This window comes from Maribacter flavus (assembly GCF_008386635.1).
GTDB classification, from domain to species: domain Bacteria; phylum Bacteroidota; class Bacteroidia; order Flavobacteriales; family Flavobacteriaceae; genus Maribacter; species Maribacter flavus.
In genome coordinates, this window is record NZ_VUOE01000001.1 from 1,208,607 (window position 1) to 1,226,515 (window position 17,909).

Below are 17,909 nucleotides of genomic sequence, written 5' to 3' on the forward strand. Positions count from 1 at the left end.
CTCCTCCTCTTGGGCTCGAACCAAGGACCCTCTGATTAACAGTCAGATGCTCTAACCAACTGAGCTAAGGAGGAAAATACCGTACTTTATCCTTTAAAGCGGGTGCAAATATAAATGTTTTTTAAACTTTGCCAAACAAAAAAAAGTTGTTTTTCTATTTAAACAACCATTTGTACAAATCGTTCCCATTGGCGAACAACAATAGTGCAATCAGCAGAAAGAATCCGGTCATTTGGGCATATTCCAAAAACTTGTCGCTCGGCTTTCTGCCTGTAATCATTTCGTACAATAAAAATATGACGTGTCCTCCATCCAATGCGGGAATGGGCAGTATATTCATAAAGGCCAGAATGATGGAAATAAAGGCCGTGGCGCTCCAAAAAGCGGGCCAGTCCCAACCATCGGGGAAGAGGCCTCCAATGGCCGCAAAACCACCAACTCCCTTGTAGGCTCCCGTAGAAGGGTTGAATATTTTCTTCATCTGCTTTACATAACCGCTAAGGGTACTCACTCCTTTTTCAATACCCGCGGGAATGGATTCTAGAAAGGAATACTTTATTCTTTCAATTTTAAAATACCCCATGTTGGCATAGTCCTCATAGGTATCTAGGCCCAACATAACCCCCAGTTTTCCATCTTCCGTAACCTTTGCCTCCACTGGGAAAGTTCTATCCCCACGCTTAACAGTGAGCTGTATCGTGCCGCCTTTGTTTTCTTCCAAATAGGGCGCCACTTCATCTTGGTAGGCCACTTCGTTTCCATTGATGGCCACAATGGCATCATTCTTTTGAAGACCGATGTCGGTGTTGGGAGAATCCTCTGACACATCGCGAATCACAAATGGCGTTCGTAAACTTAAAAACCTGGCCTTGTCCTCGTCTTCCAATAAGGTAGCGATAAAGTCAACCGGAATTTCCTGGTCAAAGGTCCTTCCATCCCTTTGTATGGTAATGGTATTGCCATTGATGATTTCCAAAGGAAGGGAACTGAACTTCTCCACTTTTTCCCCATCCACAGCGGTAATCAAATCCCCAGTCTGAATCCCTAATTCATCGCCAATATGCTTTTCGGTCACCAAAAAACCGTCCTTTAAACTATCGGCAGGAATGTACTCCTCGCCATAGGAATAGGCCATGCCTATGTAAATAATAACCGCTAGAATAAAATTCACGGTTACCCCGCCCAACATAATGATCAAACGTTGCCAGGCCGGTTTGCTACGAAATTCCCAAGGTTTGGGTTCTTCCTTCATCGCATCGGTATCCATACTTTCGTCAATCATACCGGCGATTTTTACATAGCCTCCCAACGGAAGCCACCCAATGCCATAAACGGTCTCCCCTATTTTCTTTTTGAAAAGGGAAAACTTAACATCAAAAAAGAGGTAAAATTTCTCTACCCGTGTCTTGAACAATTTGGCGGGTATAAAATGTCCAAGTTCATGAAGTACGATCAACAAGGAAAGGCTTAAAAAAAATTGGATAGTCTTTATAGCGATGGGGCTCATTTACGTCTTCTAAAAATTAAATCGGACAAAAGTACAGTTTTACGAGGTCTAAAAAAAAGAAACTCGGTATACACCCTCCATTTTAAGAATATTTTGGCTTCAATAGGGGCTAAAAATTTGAACGGAATCCCGTGCTGGCGTACCTTTGCACAAAAAAATATGGGCTCCTTTTTTAGTAAGTTCAAGATTTTTGGCGTGGTGATGCTTTTCGTTTCGGGGGTCATCATTTACCTATTTTATAACGCCTTACAGCCCAAAAAAATCCTCCCTGTCTACACCCCTGCCATGGTGAACAGTGAATTGGTGGCAGCCGAAATACAGCATGTTAGAAAATACCATACCATTGCAGACTTCGCCCTGGTAAACCAAAACGGGGACACCATCACCCAAGAGGATTACAAGGATAAGATTTATATAGCCGATTTTTTCTTTACCACCTGCCCTACCATTTGCCCGATCATGACCAAGAACATGGCGTCCATCCAGGACAAAATCGGTGATGATGTCCTGTTGCTTTCGCACTCCGTTACTCCTCAGATAGATTCCGTGGCACAGCTAAAAAAGTACGCCCTTGAAAAAGGCGTGGACGATTCCAAATGGAATTTGGTAACGGGCGATAAAAAGCAAATCTATGAACTGGCACGCAAATCCTATTTGGCCGTTAAGACGGATGGAGACGGCGGCCCTTTTGACATGATCCATACGGAAAATTTTATCCTGGTGGACAAGAAAAAGCGTATACGCGGGTTTTATGACGGTACCAAGGTCGAAGAAGTAGAAAGGTTATTGGAAGACCTGCAAGTGCTAAAATCCAGTTACAAGGAGTAGACTTAAAACCTTGTTCGATAATTCCCTTAAAGATATATCGCCCTTAGAGCCTTTTAAAATTTGTATGATTGATTTTTTGTACAGCCCATTTTTGGGGCAGAATAAGGCAAAATCGAAGATAATAGCAGCGCTACTTGATGAGATTTTAACCAAATTATTCGCAAAAAGGTGCATAGAAAAAAAATGGATGGAAATTTAAACAGGCTCTTAATACTTGCTTATCCTAAAATTTACCTTATTTTTGCTTAATTATACTGAATCTAAATAAGAATTGGAGACAACGGTTGCACGCTTAAAGCGAGGTCAAAAAGGGATTATCAAGGAGTTCACGGAGGATTTGTTGCCCATTAAGTTACTGGAATTAGGTTGCTTGCCCGGTAACGAAGTGGAACTGGTACAGGTAGCTCCCCTAAAAGACCCCATCTATATCAATGTCAACGGCTCCCATATTGCCATTAGGCGCATAATTGCGGAACAGATCGCTTTGGAGATCATTGAGGAAGATAGGCAGCCATGAGCAAACAGATCAACGTAGCGCTCATTGGAAATCCCAATACAGGAAAGACCTCCGTTTTCAATCAATTGACCGGACTCAACCAAAAGGTAGGGAACTACCCTGGTATCACGGTCGAAAAAAAGGAAGGCATCTGCAAACTGCCCAGGGGCGTACGTGCACACATCATTGACTTACCGGGCACCTACAGTTTGAACACTACTTCCTTGGACGAGAGCGTTGCCGTTGAACTGCTTCTCAACAAGAACGATAAGGACCATCCGGATGTGGCCCTTGTTATATCCGATGTAGAAAACCTCAAACGGAACCTGCTGCTTTTTACCCAGATCAAGGACCTGAAGATTCCCGCTATTTTGGTCATCAACATGGCCGATCGTATGGCCCGAAAAGGTATCAGTATAGACATTCCCCTTTTAGAGGAAAAACTCAATGCAAGGATAGCCCTTGTGAGTACCCGAAAAGGTTTGGGCATAGAACAGTTAAAGGAACTTATTGCGGATTATAAAAGTCTTTCCAAGACACCCAATGTGGACACAACCGTAATTGACCCGGAGTATTTTGACAAGCTTAAAAAAACCTTCCCCAAGGAGGACATCTATAAATTGTGGCTGGTCATTACCCAGGACGTCAATTTCATGCCCATAGAGAAAAAGCTTATAAAGGACGCATCTTCCTTTAGCACAAAGACGAAATCCGAATTAAAAAGGTTGCAGCAAAAGGAAACCATCCTAAGGTATCAGTTCATCAATGGCATTTTAAAGGAGACCTACAAGGTAGATAGGAACGCCGCCAAAGGTTTTAGGGCTACCTTGGACAAAATCCTGACCCATAAGGTTTTTGGATATCTCATCTTCTTCATTATTCTTCTCACCATCTTCCAAGCCATCTATGGTTGGAGCGAATACCCCATGGATATGATAGATGGTTTTTTTGCCTCGGCTACGGAATGGGTAAAGGATACTTTACCACCAGGAGTGTTTACCAACCTTATTGCAGAAGGCGTCCTCGCCGGCATTGGCGGTATCGTCATTTTTATCCCCCAGATCGCTTTTTTGTTCCTGTTCATCTCCCTTTTGGAAGAAACAGGATATATGAGCAGGGTGGTGTTCCTTATGGACCGTATTATGAGACCCTTTGGCCTTAGTGGAAAAAGTGTTGTGCCCTTAATTTCTGGGACTGCCTGCGCCATTCCCGCGGTCATGGCCACCAGGACGATCGAAAACTGGAAGGAACGGTTGATTACCATTTTGGTGACGCCCTTTACTACCTGTTCCGCGCGATTGCCAGTGTACTTGATCATCATCGCCTTGGTAATCCCGGAGGGAAATTTTCTTGGGCTAAGCTTTAAGGCACTAACCTTAATGCTCTTGTATATTCTTGGCTTTGTGGCCGCGATTGTATCGGCCATGGCTCTTAACAAAATTCTAAAGATCAAGAGTAGATCGTTTTTTGTGATTGAACTGCCTAATTATAAGCTGCCACTATTGAAAAATGTGGGCTATACCGTTTTGGAAAAGACCAAGAGCTTTGTCTTTGGAGCGGGTAAAATCATCCTTGCCATTTCCATCATTCTTTGGTTCTTGGGCTCCAATGGGTTTTCCGATGATTTCAATAATGCCGAATCGATTATAGAAAAACGAGTTTCTCAAGAAGGCTATTCTACCTACAGTGAAACCTACATCAAGAACAACCTGGAACAGTACCGCGCATCCTTGGTAGATAGCGGGATGTATCCCAACGTAATACAGGACTCTATCCAAACTATGGAATCCACCTTGGAAGGTAGGGCCCTAAATCAAGAAATAGCCAGTTACAAATTGGAACATTCATACATGGGCTATATGGGCAAGGCCATTGAGCCTGTGGTGGAACCCTTGGGGTATGATTGGAAAATAGGAATCGCCGTTCTGACCTCCTTTGCCGCCAGGGAAGTTTTCGTTGGTACCTTGGCCACCATCTACAGTGTAGGCAATGACGAGGAGGAAACCATAAAGAACCGCATGGCGGCAGAAGTGAATCCGGTAACCAAAGAACCTTTGTTCAATTTGGCATCGGGGATATCTCTATTGCTGTTCTACGCCTTCGCCATGCAATGCATGAGTACCCTAGCCATTGTGAAAAGGGAAACCAATTCTTGGAAATGGCCTACCTTTCAGCTGGTATTTATGAGTCTTTTTGCCTATATTATAGCGCTGATCGCCTATCAAATCTTAAAGTAATGGAAATAGTACAACACATATTGGTCTATATAACCCTACTCATTTCGGTTGGATACCTCGCCTATAAATTTGTGTTGCCCAAACGACTGTTTTCCGTTGGTAAAAAATCCAGTAAAGCCTGTGGACAGGACGATTGTGGCTGTCATTGAAACGGAGCGCCCTCTATATGCTTCATTGTTAAAAAATCAATAAACCTTTCACAATACTATCCAAAAGGACATGGTTTTGTTCATTTCGATTAGTTAGTTTGTACTCCATTCCATCATCCAATGTACAGAACACGGACCTTTGCCATTTCTAGTCTTACCCTACTCTTTAGCACCTTACTGTTCTCACAGAACATAAGCTCCACGGTACTGGACAGTACCACCTTACAACCTGTGCCCTATGCTACCATCATCCTGAACAAAAATGGGGTCATTACCAATGAAGAAGGGAAATTCAGTTTTTTGATGACCGAAAGCATCAAAGAAACGGACTCACTTTTCATTTCATGCATTGGTTATGAATCCATAGGGAAGCCTTTGAACCAATTTACGGGCAAGGCTATCCTTTTGAGCCCAAAAGCCATAGAACTCAAGGAAGTGATCGTTTCAAACAAGGACTACACGCCGGAGGAAATTCTGGAATTGGTCGAAGAAAACATCGGCAAAAATTATAAAAACAACTTTACCAAAAAGCGCCTGTTCCTCAGGGAATCGTACAGAAATTACATTGAAAAATCTAACTATACCATCAAGGAATCCACTATTCCGGCCTTGAACAAACAGTTTTTGGACAGTGTTCTAAATTCCATCCCATCAAACGATACCTATTATACCGAGGTGCTGGGCGACCTATATGGTAACGACGATACCGATGCCCAAAAATTGAACCTGATAAAGGCCTCTGAACTCTATGATAAGAGAAGCCGACTAGACCTGGAAAACCTGGAGGAACGTTTCAATGATATCATCAAAAAGAACGTAAAGACCGATAGCTATTTCAAGGTAAAATCAGGCCTGTTCGGAACCAAAGTCGATGCCGAGGAACTCTTTGACCAGGAGGTGGATTCCAGTGAAGTGGAATCGCTCAACAAGGAACTTGAAAAAACAACGGAGCGCAAAAAGTTCTTCGCCAACTACAAACGCAGCACCTTGGCCAACCTATACACCAACCTGCCCATTTTTAAGGATACGGACTATAACGTACTGTGGAAGTCCAACCGATACGACCTAATCCTGGAGGACTTCACTTACATTGGGGACAAACCATTATATGTCATTGATTTTAAACCGAAGCGATCAGAAGAATTTAAAGGGAAACTCTATATAGACGCCAATGACTTTGCGCTTATAAAGATGGATTTTGAAAATGTGGAGCCGCTGAGAAAATTCAACCTCTTGGGCATTTCCCTAAATGAGTACCTGGCAAAGGGCAGTATACTTTTTGATAAGGATGACGATGGAACCTACAGTCTCCGCTACTACGAGATCACAAAAGGAAACCGGGTTGGATTTAAACGACCGGTGAAGATCATTGAGAAGAACAAAAATGTCAAAGGCCGTAGGAAGCAGAACGAACTCCATTTGAAAATAGATGCCGCTTTTAATGGTAGGAACAAATACGAAGTGGTGGTGTTCGATACTGAATCTATCTCGGAGGCCCAGTTCAAAGCATTTACCGAAAAGAACGACGTGCTGCCCCAATACATGCCCAATTATGACCCTGAATTTTGGAAAGGCTATACCATTATGGAGCCCAATATGGCAATCAAGGAGTTTACCTCACAGGTTGAAAACGAATGATTGTCGACCGCCTGAACTACTACGAAGAAAGTTATAGGGGTATGAAAATCAAGACCGCTGCGCCCGCCTGAACGGCACAGGAGGAAAAACCGTCAGGAAATTCCAATAATCAAATCAACGTATCTATAAAGGAATAAAACAGCAATGCCCACCCCAAGACAAGCAACAGGCCGCCAAGCGGGGTTATAGATCCCAGAAATCTAAGTCTCTTGCCTTTGGATGCGCTCACGCACAAGCCATAAATACTGAAGGAAAATAGGATGGTTCCCAAAATAAAACTGAGCACCATGTACTGCTCTGCCTTGGTTTCCAGATTGTAATTAAACCCGATCATCAAGAGGACAAAGGCATGGTACATTTGATATTTGACCCCAGTCTCAAAACTCACTAATTGCTCTTGAGAAAAGGATTTCTTTAACTTATGGGCCCCAAAAGCCCCCAATATAATTCCCAATAATCCAAGAAGCGCACCTATAATTTGAGAAAGTAATACCATAACTTTATTTCAAAGATATCGGTATTTTGCCAGTAAGTATATTGGTACTTAAGTCTTTTTTAATAATGGCTATCTTTAAAGAAATAATCTTGCATGAAACATACAGTCATCCTTCTTTTCTGTAGCATTTTAATTGTAATTATAAGCTGCGGTACCTCCAAAAACAGCTCCAGCACTAATTATTCAAATGAAACCATATCAAGTGAACGCACGGATATTCCTTTATTGGACAGAATTCGTAAAAAAAGTGGCATCATAATTAGAAATGGCGTACCTCTTCTGAATAAAGCTGCAAATTCATTCAATTCTGAAGGAAGTCCGGAACCTCTTTACATTGTAAATTCACAAATTTTGGGCAATTCCTTTTACTCGGTGAACGACCTCGTGGATAGTTTTAACGTTAAGTCTATTAGAATACTTTCCGGTCCGGATACTTCCAGCTATGGAACCCAAGGAGCTAATGGTGTTATTATTATAACTATCTTTCAATAAGGCGTTAATTAGGCCTGCCAATATTTAATTTCTCTTGCAAACCATTAAACAACTCAATCGTTTCAGTTGAATCCTTAAGGTTGAAATAGAGTTTTAGGGAATCCTTGTAGACCAATTTAATTTTGGGCTGGGAAATATTATCCACAAAGACATGGATTTTTTTATCCGTCAAGGAATCCTTGAATTCCTGAAAGATGCCCTTTTCCTTCTCAAGGGCGGAAAATCCGTTCAAACGGATCATGGGCGGAATTCGCTCCACGAAAACCACACTGTCCAAGTCGGAGAAAGCTACGTTCTCCACATAAAACCCGGAAAGCAGCCGAATATGGTCCGGTGCGGTCTTGACCCAGTTTTTATAGTGAACCGTTAAGGCGGAGACGCACAGAACGATGGTGATGACCAAAATCAAGTTCCAAAACCAATGTCTTTTTTGCGATACCATACTCTATGTTGATTGAATCACGAACGTTCTGCTCCTCACAACGAAAGTTCACTAACTATAACTGCGTATTTCCTGAAAAATTATTTTGCACCCTTATTGAAAGATCGGTTTATCCCAACCCGACATCCAGCGTCATCATGATGATAAAGCCACCTATAAAGCCCATGGTTGCGATATCCGTGTATTTATCCTGTTGCGTTTCCGGGATAACCTCTTCCACGACCACGAATATCATGGCCCCTGCCGCAAAGGAAAGGGCGTAGGGCAGAATGGGTTGAAACGTAAGTACCGCCCAGGCACCCAAAACCCCCGCAATGGGTTCTACAATGGCGGACGCCTGTCCGAATAGAAAACTCTTTGTCCGACTAAGTCCGTGCCTACGCAAGGGCATGGCCACTGCAAAACCTTCCGGGAAATTTTGAAGCCCTATTCCCAAGGCAAGGGCGACGGCCCCACCAATGGAAGCGCCCTCAAAACCCGCGGCAACCCCCCCAAACAATACCCCCACGGCCAATCCTTCTGGAATGTTGTGCAAGGTAATGGCCAAGGTGAGCAAGGTTGTCCTATGCCAAGGGGTATTTACACCTTCGGCCTCGCTTTCCTTAAAATTGATATGCAAATGGGGTAGAATTTTATCCAAACCAAAAATAAATGCAGCCCCCAATAAAAAGCCCACTGCGGCGGGTATTACTTTTACAAAGCCCTCGCCCGGACTCATTTCGATACCCGGGGCCAACAAGCTCCAAAAGCTGGCGGCGACCATAACGCCCCCAGTAAAGCCAAGCATACCGTCCAGCACGGCCCTGTTCATGGTCTTGAAAAGAAAGACAAAGGAGGCTCCTGCCGCCGTAAGAATCCATGTGAACAAGGTGGCATACAAGGCAGCCAACACAGGGTTTATCGATTCAAAATAGGTGATAACAGCATCCATATACGTTCGTTTAGTTCTTTTCCAATACTTCCAAATAGAGGTTAGAGGCTATTTGGTCCGATATCCTCATTTCCCTTTTGTTAATCAGGATACTCATGGAACCATCAAAATCCTCCCGCTCCACAATTTTTAAGGTATCTCCCAAGGATATTTGGTTCTTGTCCAAAAATTTCAAAAAAGCGACGGAGGAATCATTGACCCCCACACAAACACCTTCGGAACCAACGGGAAGTTCACTGACCAATTTTTTGACCGACTTTTTAAACTCCCCATCTTTGGATGGAATAGGGTCGCCGTGCGGATCTACCCTAGGGTTTCCTAAATAGGTATCCAATTTATCAATGAGCTTGTCACTTTTTATATGCTCCAACTGCTCCGCTACTTCATGGACCTCGTCCCATGCGAAATCCAGTTTATCCACCAAAAAGACCTCCCACAACCGGTGCTTTCTAACAATGGAAAGCGCCGTAAGCCTACCCTTTTCCGTTAAGGAAACCCCTTTGTACTTCCTGTAGTTCACCATGTTCTTCTCGGATAGTTTTTTGATCATATCCGTTACGGAAGATGGTTTGGTATCCATTTGGTCCGCAATGGCGTTCGTGGAAATGGAAGCTTCCTGCCCTCCGCTCAAATGATAAATGGTCTTTATATAATCTTCTTCTGAAAGGGTCATTATTTTTTTATATCCTGCTAAATTACATTTTTATATCCAAAAACAAATATTTAGTTTTGTCTAAATTTATTTTTAGTAATTGTTAAAATAATATTTTGACTTATGTGTATTAGATATGTTTGCTGTATTCTTCTAATGTTGTTTTGTCTTAGGACATGGACACAGGAAGCTACTGTATCGGGCCATGTTTCATCTGAGGGGCAGGCGATTCCTTTTGCAAACATCAATTTAAAAAACACCAAAATCGGAAGTGCTACCGATGAATCTGGGAATTATTCCCTTAACAATGTGGATGCCGGAACGTATACCCTTATCGCCTCCATTATGGGATATGCCCCTTTTGAACAACGAATTTCAATTGTAAAAAACCAGCAACTGGTATTCGATATAGAAATGGCCCCAGTGGCGGAAAATCTAGATGAAATGGTGGTTACAGGTACCCTTAAAGCCGTGAGCCGTTCCGAAAGCCCGGTTCCTGTGGAGGTCTATAGTCCTACTTTTTTGAAACAAAACCCAACGGCAAACATTTTCGAGGCCTTGCAGAACGTCAATGGGGTTCGGCCGCAAATAAACTGTAATGTCTGCAATACGGGTGATATCCACATCAACGGATTGGAAGGTCCGTATACCCTGGTGTTGATCGATGGCATGCCCATTGTAAGCGGCCTTGGAACGGTTTATGGCCTTATGGGAATCCCTAACTCCCTGATCGAACAGATCGAAATCGTCAAAGGGCCTGCCTCCAGTTTATATGGTAGCGAGGCCGTTGGGGGATTAATCAATATCATCACCAAAAACAATTTGGAAGCCCCGGATTTCGCCGCAGATACCTTTTTGACCGGATGGGGCGAATACAATCTGGATGTGGGTGCCAAAATAGACGTAGGGAAAAAAGCGAACGTGCTACTAGGCCTCAACTATTTCAATTTTGATCAGCTGGTGGATAACAACGGGGATAATTTTACCGATTTAACGATTCAGGACCGTATCTCCGTATTCCAAAAGTGGGGTTTTCAACGAAAGGATAACCGAATATTTTCACTGGCCGGCCGCTATTTTTATGAAGACCGATGGGGCGGGGAGCTGCAATGGACCCCGGAGTTTCGTGGAGGAGATGAAATATATGGTGAGAGTATCTACACCAGCCGATGGGAAGTTTTGGGGAAATATCAGCTACCCCTGGAGGAAAAAGTGTTGTTCTCCTTTTCGTACAATGACCACAGTCAGAATTCGGTGTACGGGGATACCCCGTATTTGGCTGATCAGCGCATTGGCTTTGCCCAAATGACCTGGGACAAAAAAGTGGGCAGGCACGATCTTTTGCTGGGCACGTCCCTCCGATACAATTTTTACAACGACAATACTCCGGCAACACCCCTTGCGGACGAGGTTTGGATTCCCAGCCTATTCCTACAGGACGAAGTGGCCTTGGCCAACAAACATTCCCTTTTAGTGGGACTCCGATACGATTATGACAATCGGCACGGGGCGATTTACACGCCTAGGACCGCTTATCGGTTTAAGATAACGGATAACGATATCCTACGCCTGAACGCGGGCACGGGGTTCCGGGTAGTGAATCTATTTACGGAAGACCATGCCGCATTGACCGGCGCCCGGGACGTTATCGTAACGGAAGCCTTGGAACCGGAACGTTCCGTCAACATGAACCTGAACTATCTTAAAAAGATATATGGTTCCAATGGTACGTTCGCAAGCTTGGACGCATCGGCCTTCTATACCCGATTCAGCAATGCCATCCTACCTGATTACGATACCAATCCCAACCAGATCATCTATGACAATCTGGACGGTTTTTCGGAATCTAAAGGTATAAGTGCCAATTTGGATGTGGTCTTTCCCAGTGGTTTCAAGTTTTTGCTCGGTGCAACGTTTCAGGATGTCAGCCAAACGGAAAATAGTATAAAAACCAGGCAGATACTTACGGAAAGCTACACCGGCACTTGGAACTTGGGCTATACGTTTCAAAATTTAAAACTAACGGTGGACTATACCGGAAATCTGTATGGCCCTATGCGACTTCCCACCTTGGGCGAAACGGACCCACGAAGCGATTATTCCCCACTTTGGAGCATACAGAACGTTCAATTTACATACAAGGGACTTAAGGATATGGAAATCTATGGCGGAATTAAAAATTTGTTGGACTGGACACCAAACCGAGGCAATCCCTTTATCATCGCCCGTGCCAACGACCCCTTCGACCGCGAGGTGGTGTTCGATTCCAACGGCATTCCCGTTGCCACACCCAACAATCCCAATGCCCTTACCTTTGACCCTTCGTATGTCTATGGTCCCAATCAGGGCATACGGGGATTTCTGGGTCTGAGGTACCGGATAAATTAATACCCAGTAGAATTTTGAAAGTTGGATACGGAAATCCCTATTTTTGGGTATGGCCAAATTGGACTACGACTACATCATCATTGGAGCAGGTGCTTCTGGACTACTTTTGGCCGATGCCTTGGGCAAGGATTCGTTTTTTGCCCAAAAGTCCATCCTCCTTTTGGATAGGGACGCCAAAAAGAGCAACGATCGTACCTGGTGTTTTTGGGAAAAGGGCGATGGAGCATTTGATGACATCTTGTATAAAAAATGGAAGCAGATTATTTTCAAGGGGCAGGATTTTTCCAATAGCTATGACATTGCCCCCTACTCCTATAAAATGGTACGGGGCATCGATTTCTACGCGCATTATTTTGAAAAACTTGAGGGGTATCCCAATATCCGTTTTCAACAAGAATCGGTAATCGAAGTAAAGGAATTGGAAAGTTCGGTTTCGGTCCATACCCAAGAAAACCAATATACGTGCCAGCAGGTTTTTGATAGTCGGTTTCATTATGAAATGCTGGAGGCCGATAAAAAATACCCCCTGCTTCAACAACACTTTGTGGGATGGATCGTTAAAACCCAAAAGCCGGTATTTGAGGTGGAAAAGGCGACGTACATGGATTTTTCCGTTCCACAAAAAGGAAATACACGGTTTATGTACGTACTACCTTTTAAGGAAGACGAGGCCCTCGTAGAGTACACGCTCTTTTCCAAAGAGGTGCTGCCAAAATCCGACTATGAAGCGGCCCTTAGGGACTACATCCGTACCGATCTACAATGCGATACTTTCGAAATCCTGGAGCAGGAACAGGGAAGTATCCCCATGACCTGCCATGATTTTACCCAACGCAATTCTGGTAGGATTACACGTATTGGAACCGCGGGCGGATGGGCCAAACCCAGTACAGGCTACACTTTTATGGGGTCTTCCAAGAAAATTCCGTTGTTGGTGTCCAATTTGAAGTCGGACAACACTATACACGCCCTAGGGCAAAAAAAACGATTTTGGTTCTACGATCTGTTGCTTCTGGACGTGCTTTATAACAATAACGCGATAGGGCATGAAATTTTCACCAGCCTGTTCAAAAAAAGAAAACCAGAACTGATCTTCAAGTTTCTGGACGAAGAGACGAGTTTTGGGGAAGAGCTCCAATTTATCTCTGGATGCCCCAACATACCCTTCATCAAGGCAATCTTTAAACGACTTTTTTAAACCCGGAAAATGCAATAGAAAAATTTGGATTAAACCGTACGGCGCATCAGGTTCTCTCCAAACCGTTTGAGAATGGCCTTTTTGGAATCGGTTATATCCAAATCGTTCAAAATAAGAAAGGCTTTTTGAGTGAAGGATTCAATGGCATTTTGGGTGGATTCCGCAGCTCCGCTCTCCCTGAATATGGTCTTTACGGCCTCGATTTTATCCGTTGGGTCCCCGGGCTGAATGGAATACAGGTCCAAAAGTTCCTTTTTAATCGATCCTGAACCGGATTCCAAGGCCTTAATGAAGAGAATTGTCTTTTTATTCTCGATGATATCGCCTCCTACCTGTTTTCCAAAGGTCTCAGGATCCCCAAATACGTCCAAAAAATCGTCCTGAAGCTGAAAGGCGATGCCCAGGTTCAACCCAAAATTGTAAATATGTTCCTGGTTCCGTAGGCTGGTATTCGCCACGATACCGCCCATTTTCATGGCGGCGGCGACCAGAACGGCCGTTTTGTATTCGATCATTCTTAAATACTCCGGAAGCCTTACATCTTCCCTGGACTCAAAATCAACATCGTACTGCTGCCCCTCGCAGACCTGCAGGGCCGTTGTACTGAAGAGTTTTGCCAAATCCCGAAACGTATCCGGCGCATAATTTTCAAAAAGTTGGTAGGCACAGATAAGCATGGCATCGCCCGATAATATCCCGGTATTGGTATCCCATTTTTCATGTACGGTCGCCTGGCCCCTTCGCACCGGTGCGGCATCCATGATATCGTCGTGTACCAAGGAAAAATTATGGAAGACTTCTATGGCCAGGGCGGCATCGAGGGCATTTTTATAGGACCCGTCAAAAATTTCGGCCGATAGTAATGCCAAAACTGGGCGAAGGCGTTTCCCCCCTAATTTTAAAATATAATTGATGGGTTCGTAAAGATTTACAGGTTTCTTTAACACAAATTTGGACTCCATATAAGAAATGAATTCCGACCTATAAAAATCGATGGATTGCATGCAGTTTTTTTTTTCAAAAATAGCTAAACTTATAAACATGTATTAATTGATAAAAACATCCTCGGTTTGTTTATACAATACACTTTCTAAACCAGTGTAAAACATAGAGATATTATGAATTCGATAATGCAACCGCAGTAAGTTTTAGTGTCAAACAAAATTGTTGTAGTTTTTTTACCACAATCATAATTTTTTTATATTTTCGTTAACCAACCTAATTTTGTCTGTATGAAAATTTTTCCAAACTACGTAGCCTTTTGGACTAGTAAGTCAATTGATTGCCTTGCTTTTGTTATGATTGTATGTTTTTCATCATTTACGGTACTAACGGCCCAGACCACGGTTTCTGGAACCGTTAAATCATCTGTGGATGGCTTGCCCTTGCCCGGGGTTTCTATTATTGACACAAGTAACCCTACAAGAGGTGTTCAAGCGGATTTTGACGGTAACTACTCCATTAATTTGGATGATTCTAATACAAGTTTACGATTCAGCTATATAGGTTTCAAAACATTAACAGTGCCCGTAAATGGTCAATCTACTATAAACGTATCCTTGGAGGAAGATGTTGCCAGTCTTGAGGAAGTAGTTGTCGTTGGATATGGAACACAGAAAAAAACGACGGTGACAGGTGCCGTAACAGGTGTACAAGGGCCCGTTTTGGAAGCATCGCCGGCGATAAGCGTTTCCAACTCCTTGGCAGGAAGGCTACCTGGTGTGGTCATAATACAAACCAGTGGAGAGCCAGGAAATGACGAATCTTCAATAAATATTCGTGGTACCAACACTCTGGGAAACAATCAACCTCTTGTAGTTATTGATGGAATACCCGACAGAGATGGAGGAATTGGACGAATAAACCCTGAGGACATTGAGAATATTTCCGTTTTAAAAGATGCGTCAGCAGCCATTTATGGGGCAAGGGCAGCGAATGGAGCTATCATTGTTACAACAAAAAGAGGAAGACAAGGTAAAATGCAGCTAAACTATAAGGCAGACTTTGGACTTACCCGGCCTACAAGAGTACCTGAAATGTCAAATGCAGTAGAATACCTTACCATTATGAACGAATTGACCATTTTTAATAGTAATATCCCAGTAAATGAGTGGTCCGCTGCAAATACGGCCTTACAAACAAACGGAAGCTATACAATTCCTGGCACCGGCGAAACGGTGAACGCGGCATTTAGTCCTGAAACCGTCAATGGTCATAGAACAAATGCCGACCCTTGGTTATACCCAGATACCGATTGGTTTGGTGATACTTTCCAAGATTGGGCGGAGCAACAGCGACATAACCTAACGATCAGCGGAGGTGGGGATGCACTTACATATTTCGCCTCATTAGGGTATGCAGACCAAGGAGCCATATATAAAAATTCAGCAAACCGCTATCAACAATACAATTTCAGGATAAATACGGAGGCCAAAATCAACGATTACATCACTACAAAACTGGACATGGGCTATCGAAAAGAAGATAGAACCTTTCCTACGGAGGGAGCGGGAGCCATATTTAGAATGCTAATGCGTGGTAGACCTAATGAACCCGCTATTTGGCCCAACGGTTTGCCTGGACCCGATATTGAAAACGGTCAACAACCGGTCGTAGTTACGACCAATGCTACAGGATATGACAAGCAGCCTACGGATTACCTTCAGTTTACAGGGTCAGTAGATATAAAAAATCCTTGGATAGATGGCTTAAAGTTAACGTTATTGGCAGGAGTAGATCAAAGCCAACAAAGAAGAAAACTCTGGCAAACACCCTGGGAACTCTTCTCTTTGGACAGGGCCAGATACATAGAAACTGGTGAACCCGTCTTGAGCGGTACCATACGATCTAACTTTACGGACCCTAGACTTACCCAATCCTCTTTAAACGTATTAAATACGAACCTCACGGCAATCTTCAACTATGATAGGACATTTGGCGACGACCACACCATAAACGTCTTGGCAGGTGTAACCAGGGAAAATTTTCAAGGAGAATTCCTCTCGGCGTTCAGAAGAAATTTCCTTTCAGATGCCGTAGATCAAATAGGCGTTGGTGGTGAAGTGGGCCAAGAAACCGATGGCTTTGGATATAACAGGACTCGACTTGGTTACTATGGAAGGGCTCAATACAACTTTAAGGAAAAATATTTGGCTGAGTTCATATGGAGATACGACGGATCTTACATCTTTCCTGGTGAGGACAGGTTTGGTTTCTTTCCAGGGTTTTTGGCCGGTTGGAACATTAGCAACGAAGAATGGTTTAATGTAAAGGGAATCGATTATTTAAAACTAAGAGGTTCTTATGGACAAATGGGTAATGACCAAGTCTTTTTTAACAATGATTTACAAGAATATGCGTATTTATCCATTTATGATTTTGGCCAATATCCTATTGATGGAATTGTACAGACTACGCTTACGGAACCTTTATTGGCGAATCCAAGCTTTACTTGGGAACGGGCGAACAATTTCAACCTTGGTTTGGACGGTATAGTTCTTGATGGAAAATTAAGTTTTACCTTGGAATACTTTTTAAACAAACGAGATCAAATCTTAATTCAGGAAACGGGTTCAACACCTGGCTCATCGGGTATTGCAGACCTTTTACCGCCAGTAAATGCTGGTGAGGTAGACAATGAAGGTTTTGAGTTTGCCCTGAATTATTATGGTGGCAACCCCGATGGCTTCAAATGGGACGTAGGTTTCAATGGAGGCTATGCCCAGAATACCGTGGTATTCTTGGATGAAATTCCCGGCGCACCGGAGTATCAATTACAGGAGGGAAAACCCATAGGCTCCTATCTCGTATACGAATCAGACGGAGTATTCCGAGATGAAGCGGAAATAGCAGCCAACACCTTGGATTATAGCGCGGTAAAACCTCAATTGGAACCTGGTGACATGAAATTTAGAGACGTAAATGGGGACGGTGTAATTAATGACCTTGACCAAGTACGATTAAATAATAGTATCAATCCATTGTTCAACTTTGGTATAACTTTCAACGCCTCCTACAAAAACTTTGATCTTGCCGTATTGTTTCAAGGTGCAACGGGAGCCAAGCTACCCATTCAAACGGAATCAGGAGACATTGGAAATTTCCTAAAATATAGTTTCGATAATCGTTGGAGCCCAGAGAACCCTAGTAGCGAGCATCCTAGACTGGCAAGTAGAGGAGATACATACTACACCGGAGGTGATTTTGGAAATAACACTTATTTTTTATTCAGCAAGGACTACATACGATTGAAAAACGTGCAATTGGCCTATAATTTTCCTAGTAAACTTATAGATACTTTCGGTATATCAGGCTTCAGAGTATATGTAAGCGGCCTAAATCTAGCCACTTGGGCGGCCCAAGATATATACGATCCGGAGTCTACTACGACCAATGGCCAGTTTTACCCGCAACAATCGATAATAAATACAGGATTCAGTTTAACCTTTTAAAAAT

At 43.2% G+C, this 17,909-nt stretch carries 15 protein-coding genes and 1 tRNA gene; 9 read left to right on the forward strand and 7 right to left on the reverse strand.

All coding sequences use genetic code 11. The features are described 5' to 3' along the window. A tRNA-Asn gene (locus F0361_RS05350) sits at positions 1–74 on the reverse strand. Between the two features lie 80 nt (positions 75–154). After that, on the reverse strand, positions 155–1,507 hold the full coding sequence (gene rseP, locus F0361_RS05355; RefSeq protein ID WP_154917523.1) for an RIP metalloprotease RseP: 1,353 nt from the start codon (positions 1,505–1,507) through the stop codon (positions 155–157). Positions 1,508–1,666: 159 nt separating this feature from the next. Here rseP and F0361_RS05360 point away from each other — a divergent pair, with 159 nt between their 5' ends. From F0361_RS05360 to F0361_RS05375, 5 genes are all read left to right on the forward strand, one after another. Continuing rightward, positions 1,667–2,335 carry an SCO family protein gene (locus F0361_RS05360; protein ID WP_138256421.1) on the forward strand — a complete coding sequence of 223 codons (669 nt, stop codon included), beginning with the start codon at positions 1,667–1,669 and terminating at the stop codon, positions 2,333–2,335. Positions 2,336–2,606: 271 nt separating this feature from the next. Beyond that, positions 2,607–2,852, forward strand: coding sequence for a FeoA family protein (locus F0361_RS05365; RefSeq protein WP_138256422.1), 246 nt, complete (start codon positions 2,607–2,609; stop codon positions 2,850–2,852). Further along, entirely contained in the window at positions 2,849–5,068 is a 2,220-nt protein-coding gene (gene feoB / locus F0361_RS05370) for a ferrous iron transport protein B (protein ID WP_154917524.1), read from the forward strand. The genes F0361_RS05365 and feoB overlap by 4 nt, the downstream gene beginning before the upstream one ends. Continuing rightward, the gene (locus F0361_RS18775) at positions 5,068–5,217 is read left to right on the forward strand and encodes a hypothetical protein (RefSeq protein WP_162850203.1); all 150 of its coding nucleotides are present in this window, start codon (positions 5,068–5,070) and stop codon (positions 5,215–5,217) included. Before feoB ends, F0361_RS18775 begins: the two co-directional genes overlap by 1 nt. 120 nt (positions 5,218–5,337) lie before the next feature. Beyond that, positions 5,338–6,855: a carboxypeptidase-like regulatory domain-containing protein gene (locus tag F0361_RS05375; protein ID WP_154917525.1), complete on the forward strand. Its 1,518-nt coding sequence runs from the start codon at positions 5,338–5,340 to the stop codon at positions 6,853–6,855. Positions 6,856–6,964: 109 nt separating this feature from the next. Here F0361_RS05375 and F0361_RS05380 read toward each other — a convergent pair whose 3' ends face one another. After that, positions 6,965–7,351 (reverse strand): DUF423 domain-containing protein, encoded by a 387-nt coding sequence (locus tag F0361_RS05380; protein ID WP_154917526.1) that lies wholly within the window; start codon positions 7,349–7,351, stop codon positions 6,965–6,967. A gap of 93 nt (positions 7,352–7,444) precedes the next feature. Here F0361_RS05380 and F0361_RS05385 point away from each other — a divergent pair, with 93 nt between their 5' ends. Beyond that, entirely contained in the window at positions 7,445–7,843 is a 399-nt protein-coding gene (locus F0361_RS05385) for a SusC/RagA family TonB-linked outer membrane protein (RefSeq protein WP_154917527.1), read from the forward strand. Positions 7,844–7,847: 4 nt separating this feature from the next. Here the strand turns inward: F0361_RS05385 and F0361_RS05390 are convergent, their stop codons facing one another. The 3 genes from F0361_RS05390 to F0361_RS05400 all read right to left on the reverse strand — a co-directional run bounded on the left by F0361_RS05390 (position 7,848) and on the right by F0361_RS05400 (position 9,889). Continuing rightward, positions 7,848–8,285: a hypothetical protein gene (locus F0361_RS05390; protein WP_154917528.1), complete on the reverse strand. Its 438-nt coding sequence runs from the start codon at positions 8,283–8,285 to the stop codon at positions 7,848–7,850. Between the two features lie 109 nt (positions 8,286–8,394). Next, complete coding sequence (locus F0361_RS05395) at positions 8,395–9,216, reverse strand: ZIP family metal transporter (protein WP_138256428.1); 822 nt, start codon at positions 9,214–9,216, stop codon at positions 8,395–8,397. A gap of 10 nt (positions 9,217–9,226) precedes the next feature. Next, complete coding sequence (locus F0361_RS05400; RefSeq protein ID WP_138256429.1) at positions 9,227–9,889, reverse strand: metal-dependent transcriptional regulator; 663 nt, start codon at positions 9,887–9,889, stop codon at positions 9,227–9,229. Positions 9,890–9,991: 102 nt separating this feature from the next. Between F0361_RS05400 and F0361_RS05405 the strand changes: the two genes are divergently transcribed. Next, entirely contained in the window at positions 9,992–12,256 is a 2,265-nt protein-coding gene (locus F0361_RS05405; RefSeq protein ID WP_154917529.1) for a TonB-dependent receptor, read from the forward strand. A 49-nt stretch (positions 12,257–12,305) separates the two neighbouring features. Then, positions 12,306–13,454, forward strand: a complete 1,149-nt coding sequence (locus tag F0361_RS05410) for a lycopene cyclase family protein (protein ID WP_154917530.1) — start codon at positions 12,306–12,308, stop codon at positions 13,452–13,454. A gap of 29 nt (positions 13,455–13,483) precedes the next feature. Here the strand turns inward: F0361_RS05410 and F0361_RS05415 are convergent, their stop codons facing one another. Beyond that, the gene (locus F0361_RS05415; protein ID WP_154917531.1) at positions 13,484–14,458 is read right to left on the reverse strand and encodes a polyprenyl synthetase family protein; all 975 of its coding nucleotides are present in this window, start codon (positions 14,456–14,458) and stop codon (positions 13,484–13,486) included. A 294-nt stretch (positions 14,459–14,752) separates the two neighbouring features. On the opposite strand from F0361_RS05415, the gene F0361_RS05420 reads away from it, so the two are divergent. After that, positions 14,753–17,905 (forward strand): SusC/RagA family TonB-linked outer membrane protein, encoded by a 3,153-nt coding sequence (locus F0361_RS05420; RefSeq protein ID WP_154918502.1) that lies wholly within the window; start codon positions 14,753–14,755, stop codon positions 17,903–17,905. Positions 17,906–17,909: the final 4 nt, after the last annotated feature.